This window comes from Odoribacter splanchnicus DSM 20712 (assembly GCF_000190535.1).
In the GTDB taxonomy this organism is placed as follows: Bacteria; Bacteroidota; Bacteroidia; order Bacteroidales; family Marinifilaceae; genus Odoribacter; species Odoribacter splanchnicus.
Genome location: NC_015160.1, coordinates 2,706,101 through 2,721,546 on the forward strand (window position 1 = coordinate 2,706,101; position 15,446 = coordinate 2,721,546).

The window sequence follows — 15,446 nt, forward strand, 5'->3', positions numbered from 1 at the left end:
ATTTTATCATCATATAACAAAAGCAAAATAAATTATGAAACGTCTATTTCTTCCTATTCTGGTGACACTAAGTATGTTTACAGTAAGTTGCGACAAAGACTCGGTTACCAATCCTGATGATGTTCCCGTTTCCGTTACCGAGAGTGAACTAAAAGAGGCATTCTATTATACCTTTCCACTAATGATAATGGATGCCACAGAATCGGTAGAAACAAATACCGAGACATTCGTACCGGGCATACCTCGTGCACCGGTTAATCAGCTTATTCATGCTGTAAAGCTGGCCGACGCATCGAACAAGTCAGTGGTGACACCTAATGTGGATACATATTACAGTCGGTTATGGATGGATATGAATGAGGAACCAGTTGTGTTCGAATTTCCTGATGTTAAAGACAGATTCTGCAATATCCAGGTGCTCGACGCATGGACCAATACAACAAAGCTTATCACCGATGGCGGCACATACGTGTTTGCCAAGAAGGGACAGACGGTCACTGTTCCCTCAGGAGCCACTCTTGTGGAAATGCCTACAACAATGGGCTGGTGTATTGTTCGCATCCTTAATAAGGGAGAGGGCGACTATGAGAATGTCAAGAAGATTCAGGATGCAATGAAGGCTTATCCTCTTTCGGCTTATGGCAATGCAGGATATGTAGCACCCAAGGGCACTTACGATGCAGCGAAGGATGTGAATCCAGTGATGAAATGTATGTCCATGCCGCTTGAGGAGTATTTCGCCAAGGCAAACTCACTCATGGAAAAGAACTCTCCTTTGAGCTTTGATACCGAGATCATAAATCGATTGAAGAAACTTGGTGTTGGTCCGGGGCTTGACCTGAAGCAAATTGAAAATGGAGCAGAGATGTTTGCCAAAATCAAAGCTTCTTTCAAGGCAGATGCCGTAGCAATTGCAGCCACAAACAAGAAGAACATAGGAGGTATATGGTCTTATTTTAAGGAACCTATAGGCGACTTTGGCAAAGCCTATGATTACCGTGCTGCTGTCGCGCTGGTGGGACTTGGTGCCAATACCAATGAAATAGCTATTTATCCTCGTGCCGACTATGATTCTAACAATGAAGTACTTAATGGTGCAAATAGTTACACGTTGCATTTCAGCTCACTTCCTCCGGTTGAGGAAGGCGGTTTCTGGTCGATAACTGCCTACGGAGATGACAACTATCTTATTGATAATCCTATCAATAGATATAATGTTACCGACCGTAGCGAATACAAGCTCAATGTTGATGGATCGCTTGATGTTACGTTGTCGGCTAACGCCCCTCAAGATGGCTCTTATTGGTTGCCAACAGGCAATAAGGCTTTCCATCTTTTCATGCGTATGTATCTGCCCGATTTAAAGGCACTGGATAATTGGACTCCACCGACTATTACAAAGAAATAAGGTATAGGATGAAACCTTGTAAATTCCGGTAAAACTTTTTCAAACAAAATAAATTAGGGCTGACACTTCATCAGGAGGTATCATCCCTTTTCAAGTATATTTATTTGGGGACATTCAGTAAATACTATAAAATCAGCCAACTAATTCATACATAAAATATTGCGAATTAGTTGGCTTTTTTGTATCTTTAGGTATTCCCCCGCAAATAAGGTTTGGAAGCCAAAACGGGGGAAATTTCCCAACCAAGATATGGCAAAAGTACAAAATATTTCAGAAATTCACCCAACTTTCAGGGCAACCGCACCAAAATTTCTATTAAAATATGTTTTGTGGCATAAATCATTAAAATATTTCAAAAAAAGTTGTGTAATTGGGGAATAAAGGTAATCTTGCAGATAGAAAAGTCTTAACTATGAAAATAGAACCTTAACGACTGGATTTTTTACGTGAAGATTTTGCAAACCAAAGTCTCTTGACTATGATTCGTGAGATCTTATAAGAGGTCTCTTTCCATAAAGAGGCCTCTTTTTATGATTTAGAAAATCAGATTAGTATCCCAATAATTTTCTTAAATAGTTAATATCCAAGGCTGCTTTGTAAAGTCTTCTTTTTAGACTCAGTTTGTCTTTTTGTTCTGATACGATATGTAAAGCTACTTTTCTAAGCACTGACAAGTTTTGCGAGGAGTATCCTTTCCTTGCCCTGCAATTATCCTCTTTAAAAGTAACATCCAGGTGCCAATGAAGTTGGTTTTCAATGCTCCGGTGTCCCCTTATCAGCTTTTGAAAGTAAGACGCGCTTAATCCGATCTCATCACTGATATAATATCTGGTTTCATAGGTTGTCTTCCCGTTTATTTCCCGACTTGACTCTATTTTTATAATCGTGCCCGGTCCCCTCCAGGATCGAATAGTTTCCGCAAGCAGATATTCCCTTGCAGGAAGAATGCAGCACTTCCTGACCTCTATCCTTCCATGATCTTTATCTACGCTCGTATCTTTATCAAGGCCGCCGTTTACTTTAAATGCACATTCAATATCTTCATACAGAGATTTCTGATTGCCCTTTACCGACAACAAATAATGGCCTTTCTTATCAAGTATTAAGTCAACGATCTCTCGCTGTGTCCCCATGGCATCTATGGAGACAATCGCCTCTTCAATGTCAATCTCCGACAAGACAGCAGGGATGGCTGTTATCTCATTAGACTTGTCTTCTACCTTTCCTTGAGAGATACAGAACCTATTCTCGATTACCCAAGCATTCAGGATATACAGACCTTTATTTCCTGTGGAAGTCGGAGATGTCCCACCTTGTTTCTTTCCATCTATAACAATCTGCTTTTCTGATAAATCAGACAGGAGTGATTTACCATAACTGCGAAGACAATGTTCCAATTCTGATGGTTCAATACGCTGGAATACACGCTCAAACGTATCTTCTGATGGTACACCGTTTGGTAGAGAAAGCAAATCATTCAACATTTCTCCACGCTCTAAAGCAAACAGACGCATATCTTCATAATCTGTCCCGCCTGTCAGATAAGTACACAAACCTATCATTAATATATCTGACAACAAAGGTAGACAGCGACCTGTTACACGAGGATCTGTCACTTCTGAAAAATAATTAGAGGTATTCATTTTGCAATGATAAACTTTTTAGAGGAATTTTGGTGCGGTCGCCCTGAAGCCGCTCCCGGATACATGAAAAATACCAAAGTTTTATTAACTTTGCCAGTTGACATTATAAATTTAAACCCAACCTTATGATCACCAAAAACTATATAGCGAAAGGAGAAGGCGCCAACCGTTTCGAGAAAGTGCCGGTCCGTATTTATGAAAAACCTTCCGAAGCCGTTAAAGCGGTAGCCCGGGAAATTGCCGATCTGATCCGTACGAATGCGGATAAAAGCGAAAAATGTGTCCTCGGATTAGCGACCGGTTCATCGCCGATCAAACTCTATGAAGAACTGGTCCGCATGCACCGTGAGGAAGGCCTGTCGTTCAAAAATGTAGTCAGTTTCAATCTGGACGAATACCTGCCTATGCCTAAAGAATCGGAGCAAAGCTACCATTATTTCATGCACCATCACTTATTCGACCATATCGATATCGACCCGAAAAATATTCATATTCCGGACGGAACCTTAAAAGCGGAAGAGATAGAAAACTTTTGTAAGGAATACGAACGGCAGATCGAGGCCGCCGGAGGTATCGACATTCAAGTGCTCGGAATCGGCCGCACAGGCCACATCGGTTTCAACGAACCCGGTTCGCCGCTGACTTCGAAAACCCGGATGGTATATTTAGACGATCTGACGATCAAGGATGCTGCAGGAGATTTCGGCGGCATGGAAAATGTGCCGTCCCGCGCCATTACCATGGGAGTGGGTACGATTATGAAAGCCCGGAAAGTAATACTCCTGGCTTGGGGTGAGAAAAAAGCTTCTATCATCAAAGCTACGGTCGAAGGTAGTGTTTCGGATGCTGTCCCTGCCACTTTTCTGCAAGTACATCCGAACGTACAGTTCGTCATCGACGAAAGTGCAGCCGAAGAACTGACGCGTGCCAATCAACCCTGGTTGGTCAGCAAAGTACAATGGAACGACAAGCTGATCCGAAAAGCCGTCATCTGGCTGTGCCAGAAAGTGAAAAAGCCGATCCTGAAAGTAGAAAACAAAGACTACATCGACAATGGGATGACCGATCTGATCAAGACTTTCGGTTCGGCCAATAAAGTAAATATCCAGGTATTCAACGACCTGCAACACACCATTACAGGTTGGCCGGGAGGCAAACCCAATGCAGATGATTCTACCCGTCCCGAAAGAGCCTATCCTTATCCTAAACGAATCCTGATCTTCAGTCCCCATCCAGACGACGACGTCATCTCTATGGGAGGTACTTTCGCCCGGTTGGTAGAACAAGGTCACGAAGTGCATGTCGCTTACCAAACCTCGGGCAGCATCGCTGTTTTCGACGATTATATCTATCAGCAAATGGATATCGCCACCTCTTTTACTAAACTGGTGGACGGGGATTTACCGGCCATGGAAAACGCATTTTTACAAATAAAACAAGCTATCGCTAACCGCAAACCGGGAGACGAGGAAGCACGGTATCTATTGCAATTCAAGGCCGCCCTTCGCCGGGCAGAAGCCCGCGGAGCCTGCCGTTTTATCGGTGTCCCTGAAGAACGGGTACACTTCCTGAACCTCCCCTTCTATGAAACCGGGAAAGTGAAAAAGAACCCGCTATCGCAAGCCGATGTCGATATTATCGTCGATCTTTTACGGAAAGTACAACCCCATCAGATCTATGCTGCGGGTGACTTAGCCGATCCGCACGGGACACACGGAGTCTGTCTGGATGCGATTCTCCGTGCCTACAACATCATCGACCGGGACGAGTGGTTTAAAGATTGTAACACCTGGTGGTATCGCGGCGCGTGGATGGAATGGGAAGTAGAAAAAGTAGACATGGCGGTTCCGATCAGTCCGGCAGAATTGTCTATCAAACGGAAAGCGATCTACAAACACGGTTCACAAAACAACGGACCGGCATTTCCGGGAGATGATCCGCGTGAATTCTGGCAACGGGCGGAAGACCGTAACCGGAATACAGCGGATTTGTACAACCGTTTGGGTATGGCCGAATATGAAGCAATGGAGGTTTTTACCCGGTATAAGCACGACCACGGAGACTCTCTGAAATAAAATTTACCAGACCGGAACGGCAGATTCGTAAATGAATTTTAGGTTAAATCTTTAATCTTTTTATAACTTTGTCGGCTCACAACACTGACACTTATAAAAATAGTATAATCATGAAAAGAAAAACTACACTCTTAGTGATGGCAGCCGGCATGGGTTCCCGTTTCGGAAGTCTGAAACAGATTACTCCTCTCGGACCGCACCAGAAGGCTTTGCTGCACTATACCATTTATGACGCAGTTCATGCGGGATTCGATAAGATCGTTTTCGTTATCCGCGAAAGTTTCGCCAAAGAATTTATCGATTTTGTAGGGAAATATGCCGAAGGATTGGTAGAAACCGCTTATTGCTATCAAAGTATGGATAAACTACCGGGAGGAATGCCGCCCATCGAGCGCGAGAAGCCGTGGGGTACGGCACATGCCATCTGGAGTGCCAAAGAAGTAATCGATGAACCTTTTGCCGCCCTGAATGCCGATGATTTTTACGGTAGCGATGCTTTTGTAAAAGCCCACGATTTCCTGGCCAACGAAGCAACGGACCAAGAGTTCGGCCTGGTCGGTTACCGTCTGGCTTCTACCCTATCGGAAAACGGCACTGTTTCACGAGGGATCTGTGAAACCGACAGCCATCACCACCTGACTGCCGTTACGGAATGTACGAAAATCGGCAGACAGGCAGACGGAAGCATCAAAGACGAAGAGACCGGAAAAACACTGAATGCCGACGATCTGGTATCTATGAATTTCTGGGCCTTTACTCCTAAAATTTTCGAAGAAATCGAAAGACAGTTCGTCGAATTTTACCCGGCTAACAAAGATAATCTGAGATCAGAATTTTATATTCCCAAAGTAGTGGATAAAATGATCAAGGATCAAATTGCCGATGTAAGGGTACTGAAAACAACGGCTAAATGGTTCGGAGTCACTTATAAAGAAGATACCCCTTCTGTAAATGCAGCCCTTGCCGCTTTTGACAAGGAAGGAAAATATCTGGATATCTAAGTTCCGGATTGAGTTATTACGAAAGGAGGCAGACTAAAAAGTCTGCCCCTTTTTCTTTATTTTTATTTCGTTTTCCTCTCTTTTTCACAACAGGATTTTTCACACTTTTCGCCGGCTTGGGTTTTGGCAGAAGTGTTACTTTCTTCGATTCCTTTCACTTCGATGTTCAATTTCTCGATGGCTTTCTGCAAGTTTTCGGTGGTATTTTTGTCTTCGCGGAAAGTGACTGTGATGGTTTGAGTTTTCATATCCACTTTCAGGTCTTTCACTCCCTTTTCATAAGGGATATTCTTTTCTACTTTTGCTTTGCAAGATTCGCAATGCAGGTTGGCATTAAAAATGACGGTTTTCTCATTCTTTTTCTGAGCATTTACACTCATGGCAGCTGACAATACTACTACCATTATCAAAACTAATCGTACTACTTTCATGGTTCCTAGTTTTAAATTTATGTATCAAAGTTAATAAAACAATATTATTCCCGGTCTAATCCGAAGCGAAGGCCGAGATAAAATTTACGTCCGTGTACAGGACCCCAAATTTTCGAAGAGTCGAAAGCGTCACTCCAGGGACGGTCGGCAGCCAGGATAGGATGTTTTTGGGTGAAATCACCGATATTTTCACATCCGGCATAAATACTCCATTTACGGAAAAACTTGGAAATCTGGGCATTCATGATACGGAAAGAATCGAAACGATCCGCTTGTCCTGAATTTTCTGACACAGGAACGGGAATACGTCCCGGACCGTTGAATTGAGTGGTGAAATCGAATTGCCATTTCTTCATATTGGTGTAATATGACAAATTCAACAAGCCTTTGTATTTACTTTGCAGCGGAGCCCTCAACAGACGGCCGCCCATCGTGGTCTTCACATCATTGTAACGATAAGCACCCAAAACGTCGAACCGGGGGATCAATTCGTATTTCACTTCCACCTGATAACAATTGGAGTAAGAATCACCGTCTAAGTTATAAAAATTGACTTTTCCTACCTGAGTCTCATTATCGGCCACGACCTGATCGGTAAAGTTCGTCCGGTAATAATCGAGGTTGATATTCAGTATACGGTCGAACAAGAGAAATTTGCGGTTCAACTGTACTCCGAAATTCCAGGCTTTTTCCATATCCAAACGATCTAATTCTTCGGGATGGGCTGCCAACAATTTATCGTTGACGTATACCGAATTGGCAGAAGCCAACAGATAACTGTTATCGGCCAGGATGTTGGCTGTCCGGGCACCGTGACCGGCAGACACCTTCAACATCGTAAAATCGTCGGGGGCATAAGCCAGATGTAAACGGGGAGTTACAAAACTACCGAAAATATTATGGTAGTCATAACGCAGTCCGGCCATTACGGTCAATTTTTGCCAGAAAAGTCCGGTATACTGGAAAAAAGCCCCTCCTACCCGTTCGTTACGATCGAAATCTACGGTTGCCGTCTTTTGACCGGAACCCACTAAATAGTCGTTGAAGGATTCATCATAACGATCGAAATTAAAGGACAACCCCGCAGAATATTTCTGATTTTCATTCTGTCCGAATATAGACTGAAAAATATAGTTAGAAAAAACAGTCTGCTGACGGGCTTGATAATCACGGGCGCCATAATATGAATCCTGATCGTGATCGGTATAATTCACCAAAATCGCCATACTGGTATTCTCGTACTGCGGCATCAGATAACCCAACTTCAAAAAGCCTTCATACCGGCGAGAGTCGATGCCGATCCCATACAAAGTACCCTCTCCATAGCTACCCCGCATTTCCTTCCTAAATCCTTTCTGCCCTCCCAGGCGGGTTTCGTCGAGGAGCTTCCCTCCGAATTGCAAAAACCAAGTATCGGTCTTATATTGCCAGCGATTCATCACATTGTATTGGGTCGTTTTAGGCATATCCAAAAAGCCATCGTGGTTTCCATCGTGTTCCATGGTCAGCCAATCCCCGTGAGCCAGGATGGCTGTGCTCCACTTGTCATTCAGACGGATGCCTGTATTGGCATTGAATTCGATCATCCCTTCACTATTCCCATAGGCATTGACAAAAATCTTTTCGCTCGTAGCAGGCTTTTTATAATCGACACTGATTTGTCCGGCAATCGCTTCATAGCCATTGATTACCGAACCGGCCCCCTTCGAAACCGAGATAGCGCTCATCCAAGGGCCTGGGACATAATTCAATCCGTATAATGCCGAAATCCCCCGAAAATTGGGCATATTCTCCGTCATCATCTGCACATATTTACCGGTCAGCCCCAACAACTGGATCTGTTTCGCCCCAGTCACAGCATCGGCATATGCCACATCTACCGAAGCATTGGTAGTGAAACTCTCTCCCAGATTACAACAAGCTGCTTTACACAATTCTTCGCCGGTGATCACCTGTTCGATCAGAGGCCCCCGGGTACTCATAATCGTCGTATTTCCCCGGGTGACCACTTTCACTTCATCGAGTACTTCTCCTGCCACCAATTCGATCTCGACCTGTTTATCCGTGCGTTTTACCGTAAGCGTATCGGTCCGGTACCCGATAAAGCTGGCGACCAAGCGCCCCGATTTATTCCATTTGATTTTAAAATGCCCTTCAGCATCCGTCACTACACCGTCTGTCGTTCCGGCCCAATAGACATTGGCCCCCGGCAAACCGACCTTTTTTCCATTCTCCTGCTCGACCACCCGTCCCTTTATATCCTGGGCATATCCTCCCAGAGAGGCACATAACAGTACCATTAAACTGAACAATTTCATTTTTACACTATTTACCTTATGATTGAAGATTAAAAATGACAACACACCTTATCCAAATCCATGGTCAGGACTGACCGGCAAAAGGTTTTAACAAAGGAAAGTACACAACGATTCCAGCGAGGGCGGAATCCCGGGAAACTTCCGGTAAAAAGCAAAGCCATCCTTTCCGTCCCGCACAGCAAGAATCTGTATCGTCATCTCCCAACCGCATTCAGGTAAGGTAAATACGGAAAGTTGCATTTGTAAACCCCGCTCTACCAATGAAGAATCGGTCACTTTATAAAAATCATGACGGGAAGAAGCATGACAACAATCTTTGCAAAATTGCCGTTCCCCCTGACAACAGCCACATTCCTCTTCGCAAGGACATGTGTTCTCTGCAGGCAGGACTCTGACTTCGAGATATGTGCGGTCCGAATGAATACAACCCGACTGAGTTACATTCACTCCAATCAATGCCATCCCGGTAATAAGCAGCACTAACGTATGCAATATCTGTTTGCCCAATTTCAACATCGTTTGCAAATATATTCTTTTCCTTTAGAAAGCAACAGAAAGAAATAATTCTTGACAGAATTTTAACTAATAGATTCCTTTTGTCCTAGCCGAAAAAAATTGTATTTTCGTACGATTAAAATCTAGTAATAACTAACCTTTTTCATCATGTTGAGAAAAAATATACGGTCGTCTGTATTTGTATTACTTGCATTGGCTGCCTGTACAAGTAAAAATAATGTTAAAATTACCGGAGGGATCAAGGAAGCCGAAAATCAAAAAGTGTACCTGGAGCAGTTAAATGTCGATCAAGCTGTCATCATCGACTCGACAAAAACCGACCGGTACGGACATTTCACCTTTAAAACAGCAACATCCCTCCCCACTTTCTATAATGTAAAAATCGGTCCGAAGGAATTTATTACTTTCATTGCTGAACCGGAAGATCATATCGAATTGAGCGGAACGTTGAACGGACTTTCCCAGAATTACTGGGTAGACGGATCTGAAAATTCCCTTTGGGTAAAGCTGCTGAATTTTCAACTGAACAATACTCATGTCATGATGGATTCACTGAAGAAAAGCTTTGCCGCCCTTCCTGCCGAAGCGACCAGCGAACGTCAAAAAATTGCAGCCGCCTGGGATTCGATCGTGAACAAACAAATTAACTTTTCGAAGGATTTTATCCTGAAGCATGCCATTTCGCCGGCTTCCTATTATGCCTTGTATCAGAAATTCGATCAGGATAATTTCATCCTGAATCCGGATAACGATTTGCATTCTTATAAAGTCGTCGCCTCTTCGATGAAAGCGATGTATCCGGAATCGCAATATACGAAAGCGATCCTGAATCATTTGGACCAAATCAACAAGGCGATCCAAAACATGAAAATAAAACAATTGATCAACAACAGCGAAGGATCACTGCCGGAAATCCATCTTCCGAATGCACAGGGGGACACCATTGCCCTTAGTTCGCTGAAAGGGAAATATATATTGCTCGATTTTACTGTCTTGAACAGCAAAGACGGAGTCGGCTATATTCAAGAAATGAAAAAGATCTACAACAAATTTAAAAACCGGGGAGTTCAGATTTATCAGGTTTGTCTGGATCCGAACAAACTTGCCTGGCAAAGTCTCGTAAAACAGTTGGATATCAATTGGATTTGTGTCTGGGATCCGGATGGTTTGAAAAGCCGTGCTGCTCAGATGTGGAACATACAACGTGTACCTGCCAATTATATTATCAACCCTAAATTTGAAATTGTCGGGAAAAATCTGGCAGGCCAACGCCTGGAAGACCGTTTGAACGACCTTTTAAAATAATTTAAAATTACTCACCCCAAGAGCGAGAAAGAGGCAGAATCGATGAAAATCAGTGAGCGAATCCCCCATACAGAGCATACCCTCCGGCTCCAGGCTGGAAAAAAGGTTTATTTCGTTTCCGATGTCCATCTGGGTGCTCCTGTATTGGATAATGACCGGGAACGGGAAAACCGCCTGATCCGTTGGCTCGACACCATCCGTCCGGATTGTGGCGAGTTGTTCCTGCTCGGGGATATCTTCGATTTCTGGTTCGAATACAAGCGGGCAGTACCCAAAGGGCATGTCCGCTTTCTGGCCAAGATATGCGAGTTTACGGACCAGGGCATACCTGTACATTTCTTTACGGGTAATCACGATATCTGGGCATTCGGTTATCTCCCGGAAGAATGCGGCGTGATCCTACATACTCACAATGAAATTTTCAGGATAGCCGGTAAGCGTTTCCTGATCGGACACGGAGATGCACTGAACCCACAGGATAAAGGATATCTATTCCTCTACCGTATTTTTCACAACCGTTTTTTACAACGGTGTTTCAGATGGCTACATCCGGATATCGGAATCCTGATTGCGCGGAAATGGTCGTCGCATTCCCGTCTGGAAAACGGCAAAATCGAAGCCGATGCATTCCGGGGAGCGGAAAAAGAAGAGATCGTTCGTTTTTGCCGGGAAGTGCTGCAAGGACAACATTTCGATTATTTCATTTTCGGACACCGGCATCTGCCTATCGATTTTACTCTTTCGCCAAGCAGCCGCTATATCAACACAGGGGACTGGATCACCTATTATAGTTTCGCCAGTTTCGACGGTCGGGAAGTAGTGCTCGAGACCGAAGATAAAAATCAGGATTTTCACTTTGATTTATTGTAAAATTATCTTAACTTACATACACTTAATCTTAAATCTGCGGTGTCATGTTAGTGAAGATATTTAGTGGTGCCGTCAATGGAATCGAGGCCACAACCATTACGCTGGAAGTTAACATCCTGAACGGTGCTAAATTTATCATTGTGGGCTTACCGGACAATGCGGTAAAAGAAAGTCAGCAACGGATCGATTCGGCCCTGCGGGAGATCGGTTCCCGGATTCCGGGCAAGCGGGTAATCATCAATATGGCTCCTGCCGATGTCAAAAAGGAAGGCTCTGCTTATGATCTCCCACTCTGTATCGGTATTCTGGCTGCCAACGAACAACTCTCGCCCGAAGGGCTGGAGAATTTTATGATGTTGGGAGAATTATCACTCGACGGAAGTTTGGTGGCGGTAAAAGGGGTACTTCCTATCGCTATCAATGCCAGGAGCGAGGGTTTCAAAAGCATTATCGTGCCGTTGGAAAATGCAAACGAAGCTGCTGTAGTCGAAGGTATACACGTCTATGGTTTCTCCCATATCCGGGAAGTCACCGATTTTCTGAACGGCAAACAGCAGGCAGAACCGTTCACCTTCGATCCGACCCTATCGGAAGTAACCAACGATCTTCTTTATGATTTTAAAGATGTGAAAGGGCAGGAAACCGTCAAACGGGCTTTGGAAATTGCAGCTGCCGGTGCTCACAATCTTCTGATGGTAGGAGCACCCGGCTCGGGGAAGACGATGCTTGCGAGGCGTTTACCGGGAATACTCCCTCCGATGACTGTCGAAGAGTCGCTGGAAACCACAAAAATTCATTCCGTCGCGGGAAAACTATCCCGGAATTGTTCGCTGATTACGACCCGGCCTTTCCGTTCACCCCATCATACAATCTCTCCGATAGCCCTGATCGGCGGAGGATCTTTCCCTCGTCCCGGTGAAATCTCTCTCGCTACGAACGGAGTTCTTTTCCTGGACGAGCTCACTGAATTTCAGCGCAATGTCTTAGAAGTTATGCGCCAGCCCCTGGAAGACCGGAAAATTACCATCAGCCGGGCCCGCTACAGTGTCGATTATCCGGCCAATTTTATGCTGATCGCTTCCATGAATCCTTGTCCCTGTGGTTATTATAACCATCCGACTAAAGAGTGTACCTGTTCGGGAAGTGCGATCCAGCATTATCTATCCAAAATTTCGGGTCCTCTGCTTGACCGGATCGATATGCATATCGAGGTTGTCCCGGTAGAACTGGAAAAAATTGCCGGAATACAAGAAGCCGACCCTAGTAGCGTAGTCCGGGCAAGGGTGATCACTGCCCGCAACATTCAAACGGAGCGTTTTAAAGATTATCCGGGTATCTACTGTAATGCCCAAATGTCCCCGCCTCTGCTGAAACGCTTTTGTCCGTTGGATAAACAATGCCTTTCTTTATTAAAAATGGCGATGCAGAAATTCGGACTTTCTGCACGGGCTTATGACCGGATTATCAAACTCTCCCGGACAATTGCCGACCTGGCAAGTTCGGACCATATCCTGCCGCAACATATAGCGGAGGCTATTCAATACCGAAGCCTGGACCGGGAATCGTGGGGGAGTTAAGGAAGGAGCAAGCCGTAAATCACACCCGGCTCAAAATATCCTCCAAACCTTCGAAATGGTTTTTATAGTCTTCCAGAGACCGGCGAATCACTTCATAAGCTTCTTCCCTGCCATAAACATGAGTAATCTCGACCTTACGCTGGCCTTCTTCACCCGGCATATCTTTATAGGTGAGGAAATAGTGTTTCAAACGGTCGACGACAATGTGCGGTAATTCGGAAATATCATTATATACGTTGTACGTAGCGTCGTGTTTCAACACAGCAATGATTTTATCGTCTGCCTCATTACCGTCGAGCATCCGGAAGCCACCGATCGGACGTACCCGGGCAATGATATCTCCATGCGAGATAGTTCTTTCTGTCAATACACAAATATCCAAGGGGTCACAGTCGCCCTGAATATCTGTCCGCTGCGTTTGCTGCATCGCATATTCGGCGACCAAACCACCGCAATAACTTTGCGGGATAAAGCCATAGAGAGCCGGTACCACATTCGAATACTTCTGAGGACGGTCGATCTTGATGTATCCGCTGACTTTGTCCAATTCATACTTTACTGTATCTGTAGGTACCATTTCTATAAATGCAGTAACCACTTCCGGAGCATCGTCACCTACTTCCAAACCATGCCAAGGATGTGATTTATATCTCAATCCCATCAGACGAGCTATCGGGTCGTTAATCTTATTACCCATATTACTTTTGTGTTAAATTTATTTATTGGTGTTAAATAATGCTTGTTCGATATATTCAATCAAAATATGAATGATTTTGATGTGTATTTCCTGAATACGATCGCTATACTTATTCCAGGGTACTACGATAGTTATATCACATTTTTCTTTCATTTCTCCTCCTGTCTTTCCTGTCAGCCCGATCACCTTCATTCCTTTGACATGAGCAGTGTCGATGGCCTGTAGTATATTGGAAGAGTTACCGGAAGTACTGATCGCTAAGAGCACATCTCCCCGATTACCCAAAGCCTCGAGGTATTTCGAGAAAACCGAGTCGAAACTCATATCGTTCGATACACAGGTGAAATGGGAAGGATCGGCAATTGCAATGGCCGGCAGGGCAGCCCGCTCATGACGGAAACGTCCCGTGAGTTCTTCGGCAAAATGCATGGCATCACACAAGGACCCTCCATTGCCACAACTAAACACTTTTCCCCCTTGCCGGAACATATCTACCAGCAGATCTCCGGCATTTTTTACTTGTCCGAGATTTTTCTCATCGGAAATAAAAGCTTCCAGCACCTGCTGTGCTTCTAAAAAACTATTTTTGATCAGATCCATAATTTCCTTTCCCCTCTATTTTAATATTATTCATTTTTTTCTACTTTCCACTCGACGATCATTCCCCTATCCCGCTTCAACATATGCGCAGGAACTACGGATTTAATCTCATCACAAAGCAAAGTTATCAAACGTTGTTTGGTGAAATGCCGGGAATAAATGACACTTACTTCGCGCAGAGGCTTCGTATTGGCAATAGACCTGACCTGTTTCTTTTTTTCGGGCGACATATATTGCAAGGCCAGTTCAGGAATCAAAGTGAAGCCTCCTTCCACATCTACAATCCGCATCAGCGTTTCGAGGGAATTACTTTCGAACTCGAAAGGCAGATTCTTATGCTGGCTCGCAGACATTTCACAAAGGTTGACGACCTGATTACGGAAACAGTGGCCATTTCCCAGCATCCAAATGTCAGAGGTAACGATATCTTCATGCCCGACTTCTTTTTTCTTCAGCAATTCGCTATCAGGATGTGCATATACCAACATCTCTTCGTAGAATACGGGACGCTCGACAATTTTTTCGTCGTGGTAAGGGGTAACGAATAAGCCGACATCGAGCATATCACGTTTCAGCCGGCGAATGATCTCTTCGGAGACCAATTCTTCGACCTCGACTTTTACTGCCGGATATTTGCGGATATAGGGCCCGATGAAAACCGGTAACAGGTAAGGAGCCAGTGTCGGTATGATTCCGATTTTCAGTGTTCCCTCGACCTCTTGCTGTTCTTCCTGAATGATCTCTTTTATCCGTTGCGTAGCGGATAAGGTCATACGTGCCTGTTCGATTAATTTTGCCCCGAGATCGGTCGGTACGACAGGTTGTCTCGAACGGTCGAAAATGATGACTCCCAGCTCATCTTCAAGCTTTTTTATCTGCATGCTTAAAGTGGGCTGGGTTACGAAACATTTTTCTGCAGCTGTAGCAAAATGACGATATTCATCGATAGCAACGATATATTCCAGCTGGGTCAGTGTGATCATTCAGGTCGTGTATTTGAGATTT

Annotated in this window: 13 protein-coding genes; 6 read left to right on the top strand and 7 right to left on the bottom strand. The window is 44.4% G+C overall.

Annotated elements, in window-relative coordinates; all coding sequences use genetic code 11:
* Nucleotides 1-34 precede the first annotated feature (34 nt).
* Nucleotides 35-1,408: a DUF1254 domain-containing protein gene (locus ODOSP_RS11365; protein WP_013612448.1), complete on the top strand. Its 1,374-nt coding sequence runs from the start codon at nucleotides 35-37 to the stop codon at nucleotides 1,406-1,408.
* Nucleotides 1,409-1,956: 548 nt separating this feature from the next.
* On the opposite strand, the gene ODOSP_RS11370 is transcribed toward ODOSP_RS11365, so the two are convergent.
* A complete protein-coding gene (locus tag ODOSP_RS11370) occupies nucleotides 1,957-3,051 on the bottom strand; it encodes an ISAs1 family transposase (protein WP_013612449.1) in 1,095 nt (364 codons plus the stop codon).
* A 125-nt stretch (nucleotides 3,052-3,176) separates the two neighbouring features.
* On the opposite strand from ODOSP_RS11370, the gene nagB reads away from it, so the two are divergent.
* Both nagB and ODOSP_RS11380 read left to right on the top strand, forming a co-directional pair.
* Nucleotides 3,177-5,126 (top strand): glucosamine-6-phosphate deaminase, encoded by a 1,950-nt coding sequence (gene nagB, locus ODOSP_RS11375; protein WP_013612450.1) that lies wholly within the window; start codon nucleotides 3,177-3,179, stop codon nucleotides 5,124-5,126.
* A 110-nt stretch (nucleotides 5,127-5,236) separates the two neighbouring features.
* Nucleotides 5,237-6,127: a nucleotidyltransferase family protein gene (locus ODOSP_RS11380; RefSeq protein WP_013612451.1), complete on the top strand. Its 891-nt coding sequence runs from the start codon at nucleotides 5,237-5,239 to the stop codon at nucleotides 6,125-6,127.
* A 62-nt stretch (nucleotides 6,128-6,189) separates the two neighbouring features.
* Here the strand turns inward: ODOSP_RS11380 and ODOSP_RS11385 are convergent, their stop codons facing one another.
* From ODOSP_RS11385 to ODOSP_RS11395, 3 genes are all read right to left on the bottom strand, one after another.
* Nucleotides 6,190-6,558: a heavy-metal-associated domain-containing protein gene (locus ODOSP_RS11385; RefSeq protein ID WP_013612452.1), complete on the bottom strand. Its 369-nt coding sequence runs from the start codon at nucleotides 6,556-6,558 to the stop codon at nucleotides 6,190-6,192.
* A gap of 44 nt (nucleotides 6,559-6,602) precedes the next feature.
* On the bottom strand, nucleotides 6,603-8,876 hold the full coding sequence (locus ODOSP_RS11390; RefSeq protein ID WP_013612453.1) for a TonB-dependent receptor: 2,274 nt from the start codon (nucleotides 8,874-8,876) through the stop codon (nucleotides 6,603-6,605).
* Between the two features lie 87 nt (nucleotides 8,877-8,963).
* Complete coding sequence (locus tag ODOSP_RS11395; RefSeq protein WP_013612454.1) at nucleotides 8,964-9,392, bottom strand: hypothetical protein; 429 nt, start codon at nucleotides 9,390-9,392, stop codon at nucleotides 8,964-8,966.
* Nucleotides 9,393-9,539: 147 nt separating this feature from the next.
* Here ODOSP_RS11395 and ODOSP_RS11400 point away from each other — a divergent pair, with 147 nt between their 5' ends.
* Genes ODOSP_RS11400 through ODOSP_RS11410 form a run of 3 tightly spaced genes read left to right on the top strand, consistent with a single transcriptional unit; the run spans nucleotide 9,540 to nucleotide 13,144 of the window.
* Nucleotides 9,540-10,697: a TlpA disulfide reductase family protein gene (locus ODOSP_RS11400; RefSeq protein ID WP_013612455.1), complete on the top strand. Its 1,158-nt coding sequence runs from the start codon at nucleotides 9,540-9,542 to the stop codon at nucleotides 10,695-10,697.
* Between the two features lie 42 nt (nucleotides 10,698-10,739).
* On the top strand, nucleotides 10,740-11,567 hold the full coding sequence (locus ODOSP_RS11405) for a UDP-2,3-diacylglucosamine diphosphatase (RefSeq protein ID WP_013612456.1): 828 nt from the start codon (nucleotides 10,740-10,742) through the stop codon (nucleotides 11,565-11,567).
* Nucleotides 11,568-11,611: 44 nt separating this feature from the next.
* Nucleotides 11,612-13,144 (top strand): YifB family Mg chelatase-like AAA ATPase, encoded by a 1,533-nt coding sequence (locus ODOSP_RS11410; protein ID WP_013612457.1) that lies wholly within the window; start codon nucleotides 11,612-11,614, stop codon nucleotides 13,142-13,144.
* Nucleotides 13,145-13,163: 19 nt separating this feature from the next.
* Here ODOSP_RS11410 and ODOSP_RS11415 read toward each other — a convergent pair whose 3' ends face one another.
* Genes ODOSP_RS11415 through ODOSP_RS11425 form a run of 3 tightly spaced genes read right to left on the bottom strand, consistent with a single transcriptional unit; the run spans nucleotide 13,164 to nucleotide 15,424 of the window.
* Complete coding sequence (locus ODOSP_RS11415) at nucleotides 13,164-13,841, bottom strand: inorganic pyrophosphatase (protein ID WP_013612458.1); 678 nt, start codon at nucleotides 13,839-13,841, stop codon at nucleotides 13,164-13,166.
* An 18-nt stretch (nucleotides 13,842-13,859) separates the two neighbouring features.
* Nucleotides 13,860-14,441, bottom strand: a complete 582-nt coding sequence (gene lpcA / locus ODOSP_RS11420) for a D-sedoheptulose 7-phosphate isomerase (RefSeq protein ID WP_013612459.1) — start codon at nucleotides 14,439-14,441, stop codon at nucleotides 13,860-13,862.
* A 26-nt stretch (nucleotides 14,442-14,467) separates the two neighbouring features.
* Nucleotides 14,468-15,424 carry a hydrogen peroxide-inducible genes activator gene (locus ODOSP_RS11425; RefSeq protein ID WP_013612460.1) on the bottom strand — a complete coding sequence of 319 codons (957 nt, stop codon included), beginning with the start codon at nucleotides 15,422-15,424 and terminating at the stop codon, nucleotides 14,468-14,470.
* Nucleotides 15,425-15,446 lie beyond the last annotated feature (22 nt).